The sequence below is a fragment of the Streptomyces bambusae genome (assembly GCF_020532645.1).
Lineage (GTDB): Bacteria > Actinomycetota > Actinomycetes > Streptomycetales > Streptomycetaceae > Streptomyces > Streptomyces bambusae.
Genome location: NZ_JAJAUZ010000004.1, coordinates 52,236 through 72,257 on the forward strand (window position 1 = coordinate 52,236; position 20,022 = coordinate 72,257).

Genomic DNA, 20,022 nt, shown 5'->3' on the forward strand with positions numbered 1-20,022 from the left:
CCGGCGACCCCGCCCCCGGGCGGACGCCGGCCGACGTCGGACCCCAGCAAGCAGAGGACACTGCGGGAAGGGGAAGGCATGACAGCGACGACCGACGGAAGCGGCGGGTCAGCGCCCGACGCGAACGCGGCGAACGGCACACCGCGCCCGGCCGCGCCCGGGCGGGCGCGGCCGGACGAACCACCCGGGGCGGCCCCCGGCGGCCCGGAGACACCACCGCCCCCCGACGCGGGCACCGGCGCCGAGCGCAGCGTCGAGGAGGCGGTGGCACGCGCCGCCCACCGGCTGCTCGCCCGCCAGGACCCGGCCGGCTGGTGGAAGGGCGACCTGGAGACCAACGTCACCATGGACGCCGAAGACCTCCTGCTGCGCCAGTTCCTCGGCATCGCCGACGAGACCGTCACCCGCGCCGCCGCCCTCCACATCCGTGCCGAGCAGCAGGCCGACGGCACCTGGGCCACCTTCCACGGCGGACCGCCCGAACTCTCCGCCACCATCGAGGCGTACGTCGCCCTCCGGCTCGCCGGAGACGCACCCGACGCCCCCCACATGAGCCGGGCCTCCGCCTGGATCCGCGGCCACGGCGGCATCGCCGGCGCCCGCGTCTTCACCCGCATCTGGCTCGCCCTCTTCGGCTGGTGGCGCTGGGAGGACCTGCCCGAGGTCCCGCCCGAGCTGATCTTCCTGCCCTCCTGGGTGCCGCTCAACATCTACGACTTCGGCTGCTGGGCCCGGCAGACCATCGTGCCCCTCACCATCGTCTCCGCCCTGCGCCCGGTGCGCCCGGCCCCCTTCGCCCTCGACGAGCTGCACACCGACGCCCGCCGCCCCAACCCGCGCAAGCCGCTCGCCCGCGCCCTCAGCTGGGACGGCGCCTTCCAGCGCCTCGACCGCGCCCTGCACCTCTACCACCGCGTCGCCCCCCGCGCACTGCGCCGGGCCGCCATGAACGCGGCCGCCCGCTGGATCGTCGAACGGCAGGAGAACGACGGCTGCTGGGGCGGCATCCAGCCCCCCGCCGTGTACTCCCTGATCGCCCTGCACCTCCTCGGCTACGACCTCGGTCACCCGGTGATGCGCGCAGGCCTGGAATCCCTCGACCGGTTCGCGGTCTGGCGCGAGGACGGCGCCCGGATGATCGAGGCCTGCCAGTCGCCGGTCTGGGACACCTGCCTCGCCGCCATCGCCCTCCTCGACGCCGGCGTGCCGCCCGACCACCCGGCGCTGGTCAAGGCGGCCGACTGGATGCTCGCCGAGGAGATCCGGCGGCCCGGCGACTGGGCCGTCCGGCGGCCCGGACTCGCCCCCGGCGGCTGGGCGTTCGAGTTCCACAACGACACCTATCCCGACATCGACGACACCGCCGAAGTCGTCCTGGCCCTGCGCCGGATCCGCCACCCCGACCAGCCGAGGGTCGACGCGGCCATCGCCCGCGGCGTCTCCTGGAACCTCGGCATGCAGTCACGCAACGGCGCCTGGGGCGCCTTCGACGCCGACAACACCAGCCCGCTGCCCAACCGGCTGCCGTTCTGCGACTTCGGCGAGGTCATCGACCCGCCGTCGGCCGACGTCACCGCCCACGTCGTCGAGATGCTCGCCGCCGAAGGCCGGGCCGCCGACCCCCGCACCCGCCGCGGCGTCGCCTGGCTGCTCGCCGAACAGGAGCCCGGCGGCGCCTGGTTCGGCCGCTGGGGCACCAACTACGTCTACGGCACCGGCTCGGTGGTCCCCGCCCTCACCGCCGCCGGGATCCCGCGCTCGCACCCCGCGGTCCGGCGGGCCGTGACCTGGCTGGAGTCCGTACAGAACGCGGACGGCGGCTGGGGTGAGGACCAGCGGTCGTACGAGGACCCGGCCGGCTGGGCCGGACGCGGCGAGTCCACCCCCTCGCAGACCGCCTGGGCGCTCCTCGCGCTCCTTGCCGCCGGGGAACGCGAGGGCAAGGCCGTCGCCCGCGGCGTCGGCTACCTCACCAGCACCCAGCGGGCCGACGGCAGCTGGGACGAGCCCTACTTCACCGGTACCGGCTTCCCCTGGGACTTCTCCATCAACTACCACCTGTACCGGCAGGTCTTCCCGCTCAGCGCCCTCGGCCGCTACCTGCACGCCGAGCCGGGCGGCACGGCAGCCGGACCCGCGGGCGTACGGGCCGCCGGGGGAGGGGTGCCCTGATGGACGGCCGCGGGCCCGCGCTGGTGATCGCCTGCGCACTCGGCATCGAGCAGTTCGCGCTGCGCAGCGGCGGCCGGCACGGAGCCCCGGACGGCTACACCCTGCTGCGCACCGGCATGGGCCCCCGGGCCGCCGAACGCGCGGTGGGCCGCGCCCTCGCCGACCCCCGGCTGCAGGGGGCCGCGGTGCTCGCCACCGGCTTCTGCGCGGGACTCGCCCCCGGCATGCACCCCGGGGACCTGGTCGTCGCCGAGGAGACCCGCGACCCGCGCGGCACCACCCCCTGCACCGGGACCGGGCTGCTCGCCGAGGCGGTGGCCCGGGCGGTTCCCGGCCGGACCGTCCACACCGGCCCCCTGACCGGCTCCGACCACGTGGTCCGCGGCCCCGAGCGGGCCCGGCTGCGGGCGAGCGGCGCGGTGGCCGTGGACATGGAATCGGCGGCCACCCTCCGGACGGCCGCCGGAACCGGTCCGGGCCCGGCGTGGACCGCCGGAAGCCGCCCGGTTGCGGCCGTCCGGGTGATCGTGGACGCTCCGGAGCATGAGCTCGTCCGAATCGGCACGGTACGCGGTGGAATATCGGCCTTCCGCGTCCTTCGTGCCGTCCTACCTGCTTTCTTCGACTGGCACCGTTCTTTGCTGCTCCCCAGGAGGTGAGCCAGATGGCCATGCCGCTGCGACAGTCCATCAGGGTCGGGACCTATCTTTTCGAACAGAAGCTCCGCAAGCGTGAGAAGTTCCCGCTGATCGTCGAGCTGGAACCGCTCTACGCGTGCAACCTGAAGTGCGAGGGCTGCGGCAAGATCCAGCACCCGGCCGGCGTGCTGAAGCAGCGCATGCCGGTGGCCCAGGCCGTGGGCGCCGTCCTGGAATCCGGCGCGCCCATGGTCTCCATCGCCGGTGGCGAACCGTTGATGCACCCGCAGATCGACGAGATCGTCCGCCAGCTCGTGGCGAAGCGCAAGTACGTCTTCCTGTGCACCAACGCCCTGCTGCTCCGCAAGAAGATCGAGAAGTTCACCCCCTCGCCCTACTTCGCGTTCGCCGTGCACATCGACGGCCTGCGCGAACGCCACGACGAGTCGGTGGCCAAGGAAGGCGTCTTCGACGAGGCCGTCGCCGCCATCAAGGAGGCCCAGCGCCGCGGCTTCCGCGTCACCACCAACTCGACCTTCTTCAACACCGACACCCCCCAGACCGTCATCGAGGTCCTCAACTTCCTCAACGACGACCTCAAGGTCGACGAGATGATGATCTCGCCCGCGTACGCCTACGAGAAGGCACCCGACCAGGAGCACTTCCTCGGCGTGGAACAGACCCGCGAACTGTTCAGGAAGGCCTTCGCCGGCGGCAACCGGCGCCGCTGGCGCCTCAACCACTCGCCCCTGTTCCTCGACTTCCTGGAGGGCAAGGCGGACTTCCCGTGCACCGCCTGGGCCATCCCCAACTACTCCCTCTTCGGCTGGCAGCGCCCCTGCTACCTGATGAGCGACGGCTACGTCCCCACGTACCGCGAACTCGTCGAGGACACCGACTGGAGCAAGTACGGCCGCGGCAAGGACCCCCGCTGCGCCAACTGCATGGCGCACTGCGGCTACGAACCCACCGCCGTCCTCGCCACCATGGGCTCCCTCAGGGAATCCCTCCGCGCGGCCCGGGAGACCGTCACGGGCAACCGCGACTGAACCCCGGCGCCCCGCCCCGCACCACCCGGCAGCCAGCGCCAACAAGGGGGACCGGTATGTCGATCCTGGAAGGAATCCGGGGACCGCACGATCTGAAAGCGGTTCCCGGCGAGCGGCTCCCGGAACTCGCCGCCGAGATCCGGGAATTCCTCGTCCACGCCGTGGCCAGGACCGGAGGCCATCTGGGACCCAACCTCGGCGTGGTCGAACTCACCATCGCCCTGCACCGGGTCTTCCGTTCACCGGCCGACCGCATTCTCTGGGACACCGGTCACCAGAGTTACGTGCACAAAATCCTGACCGGACGCCAGGACTTCTCGAAACTGCGCGGAAAAGGCGGCCTCTCCGGCTATCCCTCGCGCGAGGAGTCCGACCACGACGTGATCGAGAACTCGCACGCCTCGACCGTCCTCGGCTGGGCCGACGGACTCGCCAAAGCCCGGCGGGCCCGCGGCCGGGGCGGCCGCATCGTGGCCGTCACCGGCGACGGGGCGCTCACCGGCGGTCTGGCCTGGGAAGCCCTCAACAACATCGCCGCCGGCCGCGACCGCCCCGTCGTCATCGTCCTCAACGACAACGGACGCTCCTACCTGCCCACCATCGGCGGCCTCGCGGACCACCTCGCCGGCCGCCGCACCGCCGGCGGCACGGACGGCCGCGGACTGTTCGAAGCCCTCGGCATCGGGTACGTCGGACCCGTCGACGGCCACGACGTCGCGGCCGTCGAGGACGCCCTGCGCCGGGCCGCCGACGCCACCGGCCCGGTCCTCGTGCACTGCCTCACCGAGAAGGGCCGCGGCTGCCCGCCCGCCCTCGCCCACGAAGCCGACCGCTTCCACACCGTCGGCGTCATCGACCCCTTCACCGGCGAACCCCTCGGCCCGCCGCCCGGTCCCTCCTGGACCGACGTGTTCGGGGCCGAGCTCGCCGCCGTCGGCGCCGAACGCCCCGACGTGGTCGCCGTCACCGCCGCCATGCTGCACCCGGTCGGCCTCACCGAGTTCGCCCGCCGCTTCCCCGGCCGGGTCTGGGACGTCGGCATCGCCGAACAGCACGCCGTCACCTCCGCCGCCGGCCTCGCCACCGGCGGCCTGCACCCGGTCGTCGCCGTCTACGCCACCTTCCTCAACCGCGCCTTCGACCAGGTCCTCATGGACGTCGCCCTGCACCGCTGCGGCGTCACCTTCGTCCTCGACCGCGCCGGCATCACCGGCGTCGACGGCCCCTCCCACCACGGCATGTGGGACATGTCCCTGCTCCAGGTCGTCCCCGGCCTGCGGATCGCCGCGCCCCGCGACCCGCAGCAGCTCCGCGCCCAGCTCCGCGAGGCCCTCGCCGTCTCCGACGCACCGACCGTCCTGCGCTTCCCGAAGGAGGCGGCCGGGCCGCCGGTGCCCGCGGCCGGACGCGTCGGCGGCATGGACGTGCTGCGCTGGGGCGACCCCGCGAACCCCCGGCCCCAGGCCGCGGCGGACGTCCTGCTGGTCTCCGCCGGCGTCCTCGCCCCCGTCTGCCTGGGTGCCGCCGGCCTGCTCGCCGAGCGGGGCATCCGTACGACGGTCGTCGACCCCCGCTGGGTCAAACCCCTCGACGCCGCCCTCGCACCGCTCGCCGCCCGGCACCGGCTGGTCGCCGTGGTCGAGGACAACAGCCGCACCGGCGGGGTCGGATGGGCGGTCGGGCAGACCCTGCGCGACGCCGGGACGTACGTACCGCTGCGGACCTTCGGCATCCCCGAGCGGTTCCTCGCCCACGCCAAACGCGGCGAGGTGCTCGCGGACATCGGGCTCACCCCGGTGGAGATCGCCGGCGGGATCGGAGCGGCACTGGCGGAAGGCGGGCACGCCGGTTCGGCGGAGCCCGGCACGGAGAACCTGGAGCGGGAGAGATGAACGGCGACGGAGACGAGCGCATGGACGAGGGCACCACCGGCACGGGCGGGTTCGACCTCGGGCGGCTGCTGGCCGAGCGCGGCGGCGAGCGGTACGAGCTGCACGCCCGCCACCTCAACCACCAGCTGCCCCGCATGCTCCACACCATCGGCTTCGACAAGGTCTACGTACGGGCCGAAGGCGCCCACTTCTGGGACGACGAGGGCAACGACTACCTCGACATGCTCGCCGGTTTCGGCGTCATGGGCCTCGGCCGCCACCACCCCGTGGTCCGCAAGGCACTCCACGACGTCCTCGACGCCCAGCTCGCCGACCTCACCCGCTTCGACTGCCAGCCGCTGCCCGGCCTGCTCGCCGAACGGCTGCTCGCCCACAGCCCCCACCTGGAGCGGGTGTTCTTCGGCAACAGCGGCACCGAGGCCGTCGAGACGGCCCTCAAGTTCGCCCGCTACGCCACCGGCCGGCCCCGCATCCTCTACTGCGCCCACGCCTTCCACGGCCTCACCGCCGGCGCCCTCTCCGTCAACGGCGAGGACGGGTTCCGCACCGGCTTCGCCCCGCTGCTCCCCGACACGCAGATCCCGCTCGGCGACCTGGCCGCGCTGGAGGGGGAGCTGCGCCGCGGCGACGTCGCGGCCCTCGTGGTGGAGCCGATCCAGGGCAAGGGCGTCCACGAGGCGCCGCCCGGTTACCTGCGCGCCGCGCAGGAGCTGCTGCACCGGCACAAGGCCCTGCTGATCGCGGACGAGGTGCAGACGGGCCTCGGCCGCACCGGGGAGTTCTACGCCTACCAGCACGAGGCCGGGGTGGAACCCGACCTGGTGTGCGTGGCGAAGGCGCTGTCCGGCGGGTACGTGCCGGTGGGAGCGACCCTCGGCAAGGACTGGATCTTCAAGAAGGTCTACTCGTCCATGGACCGGGTCCTCGTCCACTCGGCGAGCTTCGGGTCCAACGCGCAGGCGATGGCGGCCGGCCTGGCCGTGCTCGCGGTGATGGCGGACGAGGACCTGGTGGCGCACGCGCGGACCACCGGCGACCTGCTGCGCGGCCGGCTGGCGGCACTGGTCGACGAGTACGAGCTGCTGCACCAGGTGCGCGGGCGCGGCCTGATGATCGGCATCGAGTTCGGCCGGCCGTCCTCGCTGGGCCTGCGCAGCCGCTGGACCATGCTGCAGGCGGCCCGCAAGGGGCTCTTCGCGCAGATGGTCGTGGTCCCGCTGCTGCAGAAGCACCGGATCCTGACCCAGGTGTCCGGCGACCACCTGGAAGTGATCAAGCTGATTCCGCCCCTGGTGGTGGACGAGAAGGACGTGGACCGGTTCGTCACCGCCTTCCGCGCGGTGATGGACGAGGCGCACGCGGGCGGGTCGCTGATGTGGGAGTTCGGCAGGACGCTGGTGAAGCAGGCGGTCGCGAACCGCTGAGCCGGCGGATCGTACGGGGTCCGCGGGGGAGGTGCGACGGCCCGGGGCCGGGATGGCGTGGGGGTGCCTGCGCTGGGTCCCGGCCCGGGGGCGGGCGGGTCAGGCGGCCGGTTCGAGCATGCGGTCGCGCAGCCGGTCCAGGGTGGCGGCGCCGAGGCCCAGGCCCTGCGCGAGGTACGTGTCGACGCCGCCCCACGTCTCGTCGATGGCGGCGAACGCGGCGTCGAGGTACTCGGCACGGGCGTCGAACAGCGGGCCGAGCAGCTCCATGGCCTCCGGCGACGGGGCGAGCCCGTTGCTGCGCCGTACGGGGTAGCGGTGCTGCGGGGCGTTCGACTCCAGGTAGTCGGCGGTGATCGCCTCGCGCCGGACGCCGAGGGCGAGCAGGGTGACGGCGACCGACAGCCCGGCCCGGTCCTTGCCGGCCGCGCAGTGCATCAGGACCGGGACGCTGTCCTCGGCGATCGCGTGCACGACCCGGCTGTGCTCCGCGGTCCGCTCTTTGATCAGCTTGACGTACGAGCCGTGCATGCGGGCTGCCGCCCGGCCCTCGCCGAGGATGTCGCGCAGCTCCTCGATGGCACCCTCGCGGACCATCTTCCAGAAGCCGCCGCCGTAGGCCGGGTCCGACAGCGGGATGTTCACGTTGCGCACTCCGGCGAGGTCGACGTCCAGGCCCTCCAGCGCGCGGTCCTCGGAGTTGCGGAAGTCGAAGACGGTGTGGAGTCCGAGCGAGTTGAGGTACTCGATATCGGAATCGGTGGCATGCGCGAGATGTCCGCTTCGGTAGAGATGCCCTGTCCGCACCCGACGTCCGTCATGGGTCGGAAGGCCGCCTACATCACGGAAGTTGCGCACTCGGGCCAGTATTGGCGCGTTCGATATGTCCTGGGTCACCTGGGCTCCTTGCGGATCGGATCGAGCTCTCTGATGGGTCTGTCCGAATTGCACTACTTGGCGTCAAGTTACCGCGGTAGCGGGGGAGATGTGCAGGGCGCACGGTGGCACTCGTGAGCAGGATCATACGGTGACCGTGCGTGGCGGGGACCCTGCACCGAAACCCGTTGTGGGGGCGGCTGTTACGTAGCTGCAATAGACGGACAGTGACCGGAATTCCGGCGATCATTCAGCTTCCGGATTCCCTTGGGGAATTCATGACTTGTTCCGCCCGTCCGCGCTCGATTACGTTCACGGCCGAGCCGGGTGGAACGCCGAATCCTGCCGCCGCCCGGATACCGCAACCGACCAATTGCGTGCGGCAGGAGCGGGGGAACCAGGTAAGCCGCCGTTCCGGATCTTTCTTCCGGAACGGCTCGGGGTGAAGCCGTATCGATACGGCCGGGCATCTCCAGTCCGAACCCGACAGCTCACCTCGCAGGCGACGGAGAGGAATTCGCCATGCCCGGAAAGGGTAAGCACCGCCGCCCCAAGGCCAACCCGGTCACCCGCGGCTTCGTCGCCGCCGGGACCGGCGGGGCCGCACTCGCACTGCCGCTCATGGGGGCCACCGGCGCCCACGCGGCGGGCAAGGCGGAGGCTCCGGCGGTCGCCGGAACGGTGGCCGCTCCGGCCGCCGCGGCTCCCGCCGCCGCTCCGGCCGCGCCCGCTGCCGCCGCCGCGGGCCGGACGTACACCGTCGTCGCCGGGGACCACCTCTCCAAGATCGCTGCCGAACAGGCGCTGCCCGGAGGCTGGCAGCGGCTCTACGCCGACAACCGGGAGGCGGTCGGCGCCGACCCGTCGCTGATCCACCCCGGACTGGAACTGACCCTCGGGGGTGCGGGGGAGCGGAAGGCCGAGCAGCGCACCGAACGGCGGACCGAGAAGCGCGCCGCGAAGAAGGCCGAGCGGTCCGCTGAGCACGCCTCGCGCGCCAAGCGGGTTGCCCAGTCGGCGCGTTCCGCGGCCGAGGCCCCGGCGGCTCCCGAGGCCCCGGCCCAGGCTCCCGCGAAGACCGGTGCCGCGTTCGTCGCCCCGGTGAACGGCTCCGTCTCCACCTCGTACCGCATGGGCGGCAGCATGTGGTCCAGCGGCTACCACACGGGTGTCGACTTCTCCGTCGGGTCCGGAACCTCCGTCCACGCCGTCGGCGCCGGCACCGTCGTCTCCGCCGGCTGGGCGGGCGCGTACGGCAACGAGGTGATCATCCGCCACTCCGACGGGCGCTACTCGCAGTACGCCCACCTGTCCTCGCTGAGCGTCTCCGCCGGACAGGTCGTCGGCGCGGGCGACACCGTCGGCCTCTCCGGCTCCACCGGCAACTCCACCGGGCCGCACCTGCACTTCGAGATCCGCACCGGGCCGTCCTACGGCCAGGACATCGACCCGCTCGCCTACCTGCGTGCGCAGGGCGTGAGCATCTGACGCACTCCGCCGCGCCGCGCGCGGCGGGTGTCGGACGGCCGGGGGCCGGGATCCGAGGGGGATCCCGGCCCCTGTCGGCCGTACGGGTTTATTCCGGGCCTGTTCCGAATGGCCGAAACTGACCGGGTGGTATAGATCACTCCGCGTCAACCCCTTCCTACGGTCGCGTAGGTCACATCTCGCGGTGAAGGATGTGCTTTCGTGGCAGGCGATTCGACATTTCTTTCAGCGGGACCGGGACTCTCGGGGTCCATCGGTTCCTACGCGGCGATCGGTGACAGCTTCACCGAAGGGGTCGGCGACCCCGGACCCGACGACACCTTCGTCGGCTGGGCCGACCGGCTCGCCGTCCTCCTCGCCGACCGGCGCGACGAGCACGACTTCCGGTACGCGAACCTCGCCGTGCGCGGCCGGCTCCTCGACCAGATCGTGGCCGAGCAGGTGCCCCGCGCCAAGGAGCTCGCCCCGGAACTCGTCACCTTCTGCGCCGGCGGCAACGACATCATCCGGCCCGGCAGCGACCCCGACGACGTGGCCGAACGGTTCGAGGCGGCCGTCGCCGACCTGACCGGCGCCGTCGGCACCGTCATGATCACCACCGGGTTCGACACCCGCGGCGTACCGGTGCTGCGCCACATCCGCGGCAAGGTCGCCACCTACTCGGCACACGTCCGCGCCATCGCCGACCGCTACGACTGCCCCGTGCTCGACCTGTGGTCCCTGAAGTCCGTCCAGGACCGCCGGGCCTGGGACGACGACCGGCTGCACCTCTCACCCGAAGGCCACACCCGCGTCGCACTCCGCGCCGCCCAGGTCCTCGGCATCGACGTCCCCGCCGACCCCGACCAGCCCTGGCCGCCCCAGGAACCCCGGGGCTCGGCCGAGGTCACCCGCGACAACATCCAGTGGGCGCGCGAATACCTGGTCCCCTGGATCGGGCGGCGGCTGCGCGGAGAGTCGTCCGGGGACCATGTGGAGGCGAAGCGGCCGGACCTGCTGCCGCTGTAGGGTCCGGCCCGGCCGATCCGGGCGCCGGCCTGTGACCTGCGGTTTTACGGCCTGGGCCGGCGGGCCCGGCGCGGGTGCCCCTGCGACCGGTGTGGCCGGGGAGGCGTGGCCGGAATCCTGCGGCCCCGGCGCGCGTTGGGTAGAGGTGTAACGGACCCGTCGTCCGCTGCTCCCGCTGTCACACCGCCCCAGGAGGCGCTTTGTCCGGCACCCGACACCTGCGCTCACAGCTGCGTGCCCTGCGCCCCGCCGCCTTCGGGGCGGACCCGTCCGGAGCCCGGATGGAGCGGATCCGCCAGTCGCCGAACTTCGCCGACGGGGTGTTCCAGAACCCCCTCGGAACCCGGCAGCGGCCCTCCGGGTCCATGGCCGAGTTCGCCAAGATCTACTTCCGTAAGGAAGAGCGGGCCCGCCGGACGCCCGCCGCCGCCATCCCCGTCCACCCCACCACGCTCAAGGACCTGTCCCGGCCCCCCGTCACCGGGCTGCGTCTCACCTGGATGGGCCACAGCAGCGTGCTCGCCGAGATCGACGGCCGCCGCGTGCTCTTCGACCCGGTGTGGGGAGAGCGGTGCTCTCCGTTCCCGTTCGCCGGCCCGAAGCGGCTGCACGCGGTGCCGGTGCCGCTGGCCGCGCTCGGCCCGGTGGACGTCGTCGTCATCTCGCACGACCACTACGACCACCTCGACCTGCCGACGATCAAGGCCCTGGCCGGGACCGACACCGTCTTCGCCGTACCGCTCGGCGTCGGCGCCCACCTGGAGCACTGGGGGGTGTCCGAGGACCGCATCCGCGAGCTCGACTGGAACGAGACCGTGAAGATCGCCGGCCTCGCCCTCACCGCAACCCCCGCCCGCCACTTCTGCGGCCGCGGCCTGCGCAACCAGCAGCACACCCTCTGGGCCTCCTGGGTCGTCAAGGGCGACGAACACCGCATCTACCACAGCGGCGACACCGGCTATTTCCCCGGCTTCAAGGACATCGGCGCCGAACACGGTCCCTTCGACGCCACGATGATCCAGATCGGCGCCTACAGCGAATACTGGCCCGACATCCACATGACCCCCGAGGAAGGCCTCCGCGCCCACCTCGACCTCCAGGGCGGCAGCCCGCACGGCATCCTCCTCCCCATCCACTGGGGCACCTTCAACCTCGCCCCCCACCCCTGGTCCGAACCGGGCGCATGGACCCGCGAAGCGGCCAGGTCCGCCGACCAGCCCGTCGCGCTCCCCCTGCCCGGCGAACCCTTCGAACCGACCGGCCCGAACGTCCCCTCCGAAGCCTGGTGGAACGCGTACGAGGTCCCGGGCCCGCGCGCCTGGCGCGTGGGCGGCGTGCCGGTGGAGGAGCAGGAGCGGGAGCGGGGGGACTGGGACCTGGCGGGGGAGAGGTGAGGGGTGCCGGGGGGCGGTGAAGGGAGGGGCAGCGGGGTCGGGTGCGGGGTTTGCGCTTGAGCGGTGTCCCTTCTCCCCCCGTCCCCCGTTGCTGCGGGGCGGCACCCGCCCTCCGCCCCCCGGATTCGGCCTGCCGTGCGAGGGGTCCTTCCGTCGCGGGAAGAGCGGGGAAGGCGGGGTTCGGGGCGCAGGGGGCGGGCTAGCGTGGGGGCTGGTGATCAACGTCGGCCACGTGGCCCGCGACCCCCCCCGTACCGAGGACGTCGATGTCCGGACCCCGTACACCCGCCGCGCAACCCGACCGCAGAGACGGCGGTGGCCGGCGCGCCCGCCCGCATGCGCGGTACCGGCTGCGCAGTCAGCTGGTGCGGGCGGCCGTGCTGCCGACGGTGGCCGCCGGGCTGAGCGGCGCGGCGGCCGTGACCTTCGCGTTGCAGCTGGGGGCCGCGCGGGCCGCGGATCCGCGGTTGTGGCCCGTGCTGGCCGGGTGCGGGCTGCTGTTCGCGGCCGCGCTGGGGGCCGCCGTGCTCGGGGCGCAGCGCGGGGCGCGCAGCGTGCAGGAGCGGTGCGAGGCGTTGCGGCGGTCGAGCGCGCGGGGGCGGCAGGAGCTGAGGGTCGCCGCCGAGCGGCTGGAGCGGGGCGAGGCGCCGCAGCCGCGCCGGGCGGCGGCGCCGGGTCCCGGAGGCGACGAATTCGAGCTGCTCTCGCAGGAGCTGCGGATGGCCCGGGACCAGTCGTACGCGGTGCTTGCGCGCAGCGTGGCGCCGGGCGGGCCCAGTGACAGCGAGCTGAAGGTCGAGGTGTTCGTGAACCTCGCGCGCCGGCTGCAGTCGCTCGTGCACCGGGAGATCCAGTTGCTGGACGGGCTCGAAGACGTGGTGGAGGATCCCGACCTGCTCCGGGAGCTGTTCCACGTGGACCACCTCGCCACCCGGATCCGCCGGCACGCGGAGAACCTGGCCGTGCTCGGCGGGGCCGCCTCGCGGCGGCAGTGGACGCGGCCGATCGACATCAGCGAGGTGCTGCGGTCGTCGGTGGCGGAGGTCGAGCAGTACACGCGGGTGAAGGTGGTGCCGCCGACGGGAGGGTCCGTACGGGGTCACGCGGTGGCGGACGTGGTCCACCTGCTGGCCGAACTCGTCGAGAACGCCACGGTGTTCTCCGCCCCCGACACGGACGTGGTGCTGCGCGCGGAACGGGTCACGGCCGGGATCGCCGTCGAGGTCGAGGACCGCGGCCTGGGCATGCCGGCCGACGAGCAGCAGCGGATGAACGCGCTGCTCGCAGACCCGGACCAGGTCAGCGTGCGCAGGCTGCTCCAGGACGGCCGGATCGGCCTGTTCGTGGTCTCGGCACTGGCCCGGCGGCACGGGATCGCCGTGGAGCTGAAGTCCAACATCTACGGCGGCGTCCTCGCGGTCCTCGTCCTCCCCCAGGACCTGCTGGGCACCCCGGCCGCAGCGGGCCCCGCCTCCGCAGGCGAAACCCGCGCCGGCGCCGGCGTACTCCTGGAACCCGCCCACGTCACCGGCTGGACGCCCGCTTCGCCCGCTCCCGTTCCGCCCGCTCCCGCTCCGCCCGCTCCCCACCCCGCCGACCGCCCGGCTCCCGTCGCCAGGTCGGTCGGACATCCGGACCCCGCCCCCGCCTCCGCCCCCACACCCCGCACCGCCGGGCCCGTGGCTCCGCAGACCGGCCCGGCGGGGGCAGAGCAAGCCCGACCGGCGAATGAGGACCGGGGTCCGGGGCGGAGCCCCGGGGGAGCCGGCGGAGCGCCGCCCCGCCCCGACCCCCGCGTTGCCGTCGCCGTCGGACCCGCCCCCGCCACCCCGCCGGCACCCGACCCCCGCCTCCGCCTCGGCGGACTCGGCGAGCGGGATGCGGCCGGGCCGCGGCCCCGCGGGACGGAGCCGCGCCCCGAACTGCCCCGCCGCCGCGTACAGACGCACGTCGCCCCGCAGCTCAGGGCGCCCGCACCGGTGCGGCGGACCGGCGGGGAGCAGCCCGTGCACGATCCGGGGCTGATGGCCGCATTCCAGCGTGGCTTCGGACAGGCGCAGGCCGAGTCCGGGCACCAGAAGTGATCCGACGAACGTGAAACCGGCAAGGAGCGCGACCCCCATGGCCACCGAAGTGCCGACCAGTCAACTCTCCGATCTGGACTGGCTGCTGAGCGGGCTGGTTCAGCGAGTCCCCTACACCCGCAGTGCGGTGCTGCTCACCGCCGACGGGCTCGTCACCTGCGTCCACGGCCTCGACGCCGACCGCGCCGACCACATGGCCGCGCTGGCCTCCGGGCTGTACTCGCTCGGCCGGAGTGCCGGGGCGCGGTTCGCGGACGGAGCCGAGGTCCGGCAGGTGGTCGTCGAGCTGGACACCGCGCTGGTGTTCGTGTCCGCGGCCGGTTCGGGCACCTGCCTGGCGGTGCTCGCCGACCGGGAGGCGGACGCGGGAGTGCTCGGCTACGAGATGGCGATGCTCGTGAAGAGCGTGCGGCCGTACCTGGCGGCGCCGCCGCGGCTGCCCGTGCCGCCGGGTTCGCCGGAGTTGTGAGGGCGTACCTCGCCGTGCACGACATGCCGTGGGTCGACGATTCGGCGGGGCGGGTGGCGCGGCCGTACACGGCGAGCGGCGGCCGGACCCGGCCGAGTGCCGTGCTCGACCTGCTGTCGCTGATGACGGCCACCGGCGTACGGCCGCGGACCCCGCTGGGGCCCGAGCACACGATGGCGCTGAAGCTGTGCGCCGGGACCGTGTCGGTGGCGGAGATCGCCGCCCAGCTGCGGCTGCCCGCGGTCGTGACCAAGGTGCTGCTGGGAGACCTGCTGGACTGCGGGGCGGTACGGGCGACCGCGCCGCGCTTCCCCGGCGCCGCGGGGTGCCCGGCGGCCGACGACCAGTCCCTGCTGAGGGCGGTGCTCGATGGTCTGCGCCGACGGCTCTGAGGCCGCCGCCCCGTCGCCCGCCACGCTGAAGGTGCTGGTGGCGGGCGGGTTCGGGGTCGGCAAGACCACCTTCGTCGGTGCGGTGAGCGAGATCGAGCCGCTGAGTACGGAGGAGCTGGTGAGCGGGCTCGGCGCGGCCGCGGACGGGCCGGATCCGGGCGGCGCCAAGGCCGCCACGACCGTGGCCCTGGACTTCGGCCGGATCACCCTCGGAGCCCGGCACGTCCTCTACCTGTTCGGGATGCCCGGGCAGGAGCGCTTCTGGTTCCTGTGGGAGGAGCTGTGCACGGGGGCGCTGGGGGCGGTGGTCCTCGCGGACACCCGGTGGCTGGCCGGCTGCTTTCCCGCCGTGGACTTCTTCGAAAGCCGCGGGATCGCCTTCGTGGTGGCCGTCAACGAGTTCGACGGCGGCCACCGCTACACGGCCGAGGAGGTACGGGACGCGGTCGGGCTGCCGGACCGGGTGCCGGTCGTCCGCTGTGACGCCCGCGAGCGGGGGTCGGGGACCGGGGTGCTGGCCGCCCTCGTCGAGCACCTGCTCGCGGCAACGGTTTCCGAACAGGGGGTACTGCCATGACGTACTACGAATCGACCGGGCACCTGCTGCTGACGCCCGTGGACCGGGAGGCGCCCGCGCGGGCCGAACGGCTGCGCACCCTGGGCCTGGGGGAGCGGGCCGACACCGAGTTCGACGCGTTCGCCCGCAAGGTCGCCGACACCGCCGGCACCCCGTACGCGGCCGTCAACTTCATCGACGAGGAGCGGCAGTTCTTCGCCGGGCTCTACCACCGGCCGGACGCCCCGGCGGGTGCGTACACCGGGCGCCGGCTGGCCCGTGACCACGGCTACTGCCCGCACGTGGTGGTCCGTCGGCGCGCGCTGGTGCTGGAGGACGTACGGGACTTCCCGCGGTTCGCGCCGAACGCCGTGGTGGACGAGAGCGGAGTCCGGTCCTACCTGGGCGCCCCGCTCACCGACCGGCAGGGGTTCGTGCTGGGGACGGTGTGCGCGGTGGACCTGGAGCCCCGCCGGTGGGGGCGGGACGGGCTCGACACGATCAAGGGGCTGGCGGCCGAGCTGGTGGCGGTGATCCACGGCCGGGAGGACGGGCGGACGGCGGAGGGGTGAGCACCGGCTCCGGCGAGGCCGAACCGGCGGGCTCACCGGCGGGCTCACCGGCGGGGGTCCCGCCCCGGTCGTGCCCGTCGCGCCGTTCGTGCCCGTGTCGCCGGTCCCGCCCGGCCCGCCTGTCCCGCCCGGTGCCGGATGGCACGCGGTGGTGCGTGCCGCGGGTCACGCCTTCGGGAGGAAGGCCGTGATCCGGTCCCGGAGGGCGGCCGGGTCCAGGCCGTGGTCGGCCGTGTGCTCGTCCATGCTGCCGTAGCGGCGCAGCTCCGCGCGGGAGACGCCCAGGCCGAGGACCCGGTGCGGCACGTCGACGAGGGCGTCCGAGGCCGCGCGGGTCGAGGTGCCGGCGAGGTAGGGCTCGACCAGGACCACGTCGGCGTCTGTGCCGCGGGCTGCCGCGGCGCGCAGGGCGTCGTCGTCGAAGGGCCGCACGGTGCTCGCGTAGAGCACGGTCACGTCGAGCCCCTCGGTGGCGGCGAGGACGTCGTCCAGCATCGGTCCGACGGCCACGACCACGCCGGCCCGGCCCTCCCGCACGGTCAGGAAGCGGGCCCCGTCCACCGGCTGCGCGGTGCGGTTCGACTGGAGGGACAGGCGGACGTAGACCTTGTCGTCGCCGGCCGCGTAGGCGTGCCGCAGGAGGGCCTCGGCCTCGTCGGGGTGGCCCGGCACGTGCACGGTCCAGTCGTCGAGGGTGTCGAGCAGTGCCACGTCGCCGGGCGACATGTGGGTGAACCCGCCCGCCGGCCAGTCGTACGAGGCGCCCGCGCTGACCAGGACGCCGCCGGTGCCCTGGTGCCCGAAGTCCAGCTTGATCTGCTCGAACGGCCGCTCCACCAGGAAGCTGGCGAAGGTGTGCATGACCGGCCGCAGGCCGGTGAGGGCCAGGCCGCCGCCGGTGCCGATGAGCAGCTGCTCGCGGATGCCGACGTTGATCACCCGCTCGGGGTGGCGGTCCTGCGCGGGCCGGAACCCGTCCTTGCTGATCTCGGCCAGGACCAGCGCCAGCCGCGGGTCCTCGTCCAGCACCTGCGAGGTCACCGAGATGAAACGTTCCCGCATCGTGTCCATGGTCTTTCGTCCTCCCCTGGGTCCTGCTGCTCGTCTGCTCTGCTGCTGTTCTGGTTTCCGGTACTGCTGCTGTGGCGGTGCGCGCGGGCCGCGCGGTCAGTTCTTCTGCTCGACGCGGGCCACGACCGCGTGCGGGCGGCCGGGGTGGGCGGCGGTGAAGGCCGCGTGCAGTGCCTCGTGGTCCCGGCCGTCCACGGTTGCCGCGGACCAGCCGGCCGCCTCGAAGCGGGAGGCGATGCCGCCGCGCCAGCCGTGCGTGGTGGAGTCGTTGTCGATCACGAGGGTGTGCAGCCGGTCCAGTCCTGCGGCCCCGGCGTAGGCGAGGGCCTCGTGGTTGCTGCCCTCGTCCAGCTCGGCGTCGCCGATCAGCACCCACACGGCGGGGTCGGTCAGGCCCTGCGCCCGCAGCCCCAGGGCGCTGCCGACGGCGAGGGGCAGACCGTGCCCGAGGGAACCGCTGCCGATCTCGGCGCCCGGGACGAGCAGCCGGTCGGGGTGGTGGCCGAGCGGGGAGCCGTACCCGCCGAAGCCCTCCAGCCAGTCCACCGGGAAGAAGCCCTTCGCGGCGAGCACCGCGTAGTACGCCATGGGGCCGTGTCCCTTGGAGAGCAGGAACCGGTCCCGGCCCGGATCGTCCGGGTGCCGGGGGTCCACCCGCAGCACCCGGTCGTAGAGCACCCAGAGGGCGTCCAGCGTGGAGGTGGCGGCGGGCCCGTGCTTCTCGTCCCCGGTCATCAGCCCCATGAGCGGCCCGAGGTCCTGGTAACCGTACGTCGTCTGCGCTGTCGTCTGCGTCATGCCCTTACCTTGCAACCTCAAGCCGACTTGAGGTCAAGCGCGGCTCGGGAAAAGGTGCGCGCAAGCACCCGGCGAAGTGCGGTATTGTTCTCCTGCGCGTTCAACCAGGGGAAATCCCCAGGTCAACGGGCATCGGGACGTGGCGCAGCTTGGTAGCGCACTTGACTGGGGGTCAAGGGGTCGCAGGTTCAAATCCTGTCGTCCCGACCATGCGGAAACGCAGGTCGGAGGCCGTTCTCTCATCCGTGAGAGGGCGGCCTTTCGTGTGTCCCGGGCGATCCGTTCAGGCGGGGCCGGGCCGACAGGCGTCGGTCTTCGCGGGCGGCCCAGCGGCGGACGCGGTCGGGGTCGAGCGGGGTGCCGTGGCCGACGTGGAGCCGGGCGGGGTTCAGGGCGAGCATTCTGCGGAGGCTGGCGAGGTTCTGCAGCGGGTCGTCGTGGAAGGGCGGGTTGGCCGGACGGCCGCGGACGAGGCCGAAGAAGGAGTTGGCGATCAGGTCGCCGGCGACGAGGTCGCCCCCGTCGGTCAGGACGGAGACCGATCCGGCGGTGTGACCGGGGGTGGGCATGATGCGGGCCGCGACCCCGAAGTCCGACAGGTCGGTCTCGCCGGTCACGAGGACGTCGGGCTCGAACGGTTCGACCCGCATGTGGAGGTTCTTGTTCCTGGCCATGAGCCGGCCCATCGGACCGGTGGGCCGGTACGGTTCGCGGGCCCGGCCGGTGCGGAACGGGCCGAGGTCCGCGACGTGGCCCGCCACGGGTGCCCCGGTCAGGCGGTGCAGTTCGGCGGCGGAGCCGAAGTGGTCGATGTGGCCGTGCGTGACGACGATCAGCGACACGTCGGCGGGGTCCACCCCGTGGGCGGCGACCTGGTCGCGGATCCGGCGGCCGCTGCCGGGCGTTCCCGCGTCGACGATGACGGGCCGGCGGCCCAGCAGCAGGTACGCGTTGATGTGGTGCCGGCCCATGACGGGGATCGGGACGACCTTGGTTCGGGACACGGTGCTCTCCTCGGGCATGACGTCTTCCGCCGCACGGTGGTCCGCGGGCGGTCGGGGACGGGGTGGTGGGGGTGTGGGGGACGGCGTGGGCGGGGCGGGGCGGGCCGGGCTCAGCGGAAGCGGCGCCGGTAGGCGGCGGGAGTGGTGCCGAGACGGCGGCGGAAGGAGCGGTGCAGGCTCTCCACGGAACCGAGGCCGCTGCGGGCGGCGATCTCGGGCAGGCCGTGGCCGCTGTCCTGGAGCAGCCGCCGGGCGGCCTCCAGACGGACGGACTCGACGTACGCGGCCGGGGTGGTGCCGGTGCGCCGGTGGAACAGCCGGGAGAAGTGGCGCACGCTCACGTGCAGCCGCGCGGCCAGGGCATCGGCGGACAGGTCCTCGGTGAGGTGATCTCCGATCCACACGCGCAACTCGTCGATCCGGTCGCCGGGTTCGGCGGGCGCCGTGAGCGGCACGCTGAACTGGCTCTGACCGCCCGCGCGTTTGACGTCCATCACCATCGTGCGGGCGGTGGCCAGAGCGAGTTCGGGCCCGTGGTCCTCGGTGACCATGGCCAGCGCCATGTCCATTCCCGAGGCGATCCCGGCACAGGTCCACAGCCGGCCCTCGCGCAGGTAGATCGGGTCCGGCTCGACGGTGACCAGCGGGTGGTCGGCGGCCAGCCGGGCGGCGGTCCGCCAGTGGGTCGTGGCCGACAGCCCGTCCAGCAGGCCCGCCGCGGCCAGCAGGTGCGCGCCCGAGCAGACGGACGCCAGCCGTGGGACACCCGGGGCCGCCTCCCGCAGCCAGCCGACGATCCGGCCGTCCAGCACCGGCTCCACCCCCTGGTCGCCCACGCGGACCGCACCCGACACGATCAGGGTGTCCACGTCACCGCGCACCTCCTCCAGCGCCAGGTCGGCCATCAGCCGGACCCCGGCGGCGGTGGCCACCGGCTCGCCCCCGGGCGAGGCGATGCGGACGGCGTACCCGGGCCGGCCCGCGCCCGCGACCCGGGTGGCGACCGAGAACACCTCGGCCGGTCCCGTGACGTTGAGCAACTCGACGCCGGGGAAGGCGACGACGACCCTGTGCGGCTGCGGCATGCCCCGATCATGCGGCCCTCACAGGGAGGGCCGCAATGACCATGTTCTGT

18 protein-coding genes, 1 tRNA gene and 1 riboswitch are annotated in these 20,022 nt (G+C 73.5%); of the genes, 14 read left to right on the plus strand and 5 right to left on the minus strand.

What is annotated here, in order from left to right; all coding sequences use genetic code 11:
- Positions 1-78: 78 nt before the first annotated feature.
- Genes shc through LG634_RS04210 form a run of 5 tightly spaced genes read left to right on the plus strand, consistent with a single transcriptional unit; the run spans position 79 to position 7,175 of the window.
- Positions 79-2,172 carry a squalene--hopene cyclase gene (shc, locus tag LG634_RS04190; RefSeq protein WP_226732215.1) on the plus strand — a complete coding sequence of 698 codons (2,094 nt, stop codon included), beginning with the start codon at positions 79-81 and terminating at the stop codon, positions 2,170-2,172.
- Positions 2,172-2,831 (plus strand): phosphorylase family protein, encoded by a 660-nt coding sequence (locus LG634_RS04195; RefSeq protein ID WP_226732216.1) that lies wholly within the window; start codon positions 2,172-2,174, stop codon positions 2,829-2,831. Before shc ends, LG634_RS04195 begins: the two co-directional genes overlap by 1 nt.
- A gap of 5 nt (positions 2,832-2,836) precedes the next feature.
- Positions 2,837-3,859 (plus strand): adenosyl-hopene transferase HpnH, encoded by a 1,023-nt coding sequence (hpnH, locus tag LG634_RS04200; protein ID WP_226732217.1) that lies wholly within the window; start codon positions 2,837-2,839, stop codon positions 3,857-3,859.
- 56 nt (positions 3,860-3,915) lie between these two features.
- Entirely contained in the window at positions 3,916-5,751 is a 1,836-nt protein-coding gene (locus LG634_RS04205) for a 1-deoxy-D-xylulose-5-phosphate synthase (protein WP_226732218.1), read from the plus strand.
- Positions 5,748-7,175, plus strand: coding sequence for an aspartate aminotransferase family protein (locus tag LG634_RS04210; protein WP_308072273.1), 1,428 nt, complete (start codon positions 5,748-5,750; stop codon positions 7,173-7,175). Before LG634_RS04205 ends, LG634_RS04210 begins: the two co-directional genes overlap by 4 nt.
- Before the next feature lie 99 nt (positions 7,176-7,274).
- On the opposite strand, the gene LG634_RS04215 is transcribed toward LG634_RS04210, so the two are convergent.
- A complete protein-coding gene (locus tag LG634_RS04215) occupies positions 7,275-8,072 on the minus strand; it encodes a tyrosine-protein phosphatase (protein ID WP_226732219.1) in 798 nt (265 codons plus the stop codon).
- Positions 8,073-8,407: 335 nt separating this feature from the next.
- A riboswitch (cyclic di-AMP (ydaO/yuaA leader) is annotated at positions 8,408-8,571 on the plus strand.
- A gap of 2 nt (positions 8,572-8,573) precedes the next feature.
- Here LG634_RS04215 and LG634_RS04220 point away from each other — a divergent pair.
- The 8 genes from LG634_RS04220 (at position 8,574) to LG634_RS04255 (ending at position 16,014) form a co-directional block, all read left to right on the plus strand.
- Complete coding sequence (locus LG634_RS04220) at positions 8,574-9,539, plus strand: M23 family metallopeptidase (protein WP_226732220.1); 966 nt, start codon at positions 8,574-8,576, stop codon at positions 9,537-9,539.
- Between the two features lie 201 nt (positions 9,540-9,740).
- Complete coding sequence (locus LG634_RS04225) at positions 9,741-10,547, plus strand: SGNH/GDSL hydrolase family protein (protein ID WP_226732221.1); 807 nt, start codon at positions 9,741-9,743, stop codon at positions 10,545-10,547.
- A gap of 200 nt (positions 10,548-10,747) precedes the next feature.
- The gene (locus tag LG634_RS04230; RefSeq protein WP_226732222.1) at positions 10,748-11,941 is read left to right on the plus strand and encodes an MBL fold metallo-hydrolase; all 1,194 of its coding nucleotides are present in this window, start codon (positions 10,748-10,750) and stop codon (positions 11,939-11,941) included.
- A 266-nt stretch (positions 11,942-12,207) separates the two neighbouring features.
- Complete coding sequence (locus LG634_RS04235) at positions 12,208-14,025, plus strand: sensor histidine kinase (protein ID WP_226732223.1); 1,818 nt, start codon at positions 12,208-12,210, stop codon at positions 14,023-14,025.
- A 37-nt stretch (positions 14,026-14,062) separates the two neighbouring features.
- Entirely contained in the window at positions 14,063-14,494 is a 432-nt protein-coding gene (locus tag LG634_RS04240; RefSeq protein ID WP_226732224.1) for a roadblock/LC7 domain-containing protein, read from the plus strand.
- 23 nt (positions 14,495-14,517) lie between these two features.
- Positions 14,518-14,886 (plus strand): DUF742 domain-containing protein, encoded by a 369-nt coding sequence (locus LG634_RS04245; protein WP_226732357.1) that lies wholly within the window; start codon positions 14,518-14,520, stop codon positions 14,884-14,886.
- Positions 14,864-15,463: a GTP-binding protein gene (locus LG634_RS04250; protein WP_226732225.1), complete on the plus strand. Its 600-nt coding sequence runs from the start codon at positions 14,864-14,866 to the stop codon at positions 15,461-15,463. The genes LG634_RS04245 and LG634_RS04250 overlap by 23 nt, the downstream gene beginning before the upstream one ends.
- Positions 15,460-16,014: a GAF domain-containing protein gene (locus LG634_RS04255; protein WP_226732226.1), complete on the plus strand. Its 555-nt coding sequence runs from the start codon at positions 15,460-15,462 to the stop codon at positions 16,012-16,014. The genes LG634_RS04250 and LG634_RS04255 overlap by 4 nt, the downstream gene beginning before the upstream one ends.
- Before the next feature lie 165 nt (positions 16,015-16,179).
- On the opposite strand, the gene LG634_RS04260 is transcribed toward LG634_RS04255, so the two are convergent.
- The gene (locus LG634_RS04260) at positions 16,180-17,085 is read right to left on the minus strand and encodes a transketolase family protein (RefSeq protein WP_226732227.1); all 906 of its coding nucleotides are present in this window, start codon (positions 17,083-17,085) and stop codon (positions 16,180-16,182) included.
- Positions 17,086-17,181: 96 nt separating this feature from the next.
- Entirely contained in the window at positions 17,182-17,883 is a 702-nt protein-coding gene (locus tag LG634_RS04265; RefSeq protein WP_226732228.1) for a thiamine pyrophosphate-binding protein, read from the minus strand.
- Between the two features lie 133 nt (positions 17,884-18,016).
- Here LG634_RS04265 and LG634_RS04270 point away from each other — a divergent pair.
- Positions 18,017-18,093 (plus strand) — tRNA-Pro (locus LG634_RS04270).
- Positions 18,094-18,122: 29 nt separating this feature from the next.
- Here LG634_RS04270 and LG634_RS04275 read toward each other — a convergent pair.
- Together LG634_RS04275 and LG634_RS04280 are read right to left on the minus strand one after the other, a co-directional pair.
- Complete coding sequence (locus tag LG634_RS04275) at positions 18,123-18,887, minus strand: MBL fold metallo-hydrolase (protein ID WP_226732229.1); 765 nt, start codon at positions 18,885-18,887, stop codon at positions 18,123-18,125.
- A gap of 110 nt (positions 18,888-18,997) precedes the next feature.
- Positions 18,998-19,972 carry a GlxA family transcriptional regulator gene (locus tag LG634_RS04280; protein ID WP_226732230.1) on the minus strand — a complete coding sequence of 325 codons (975 nt, stop codon included), beginning with the start codon at positions 19,970-19,972 and terminating at the stop codon, positions 18,998-19,000.
- Positions 19,973-20,022 lie beyond the last annotated feature (50 nt).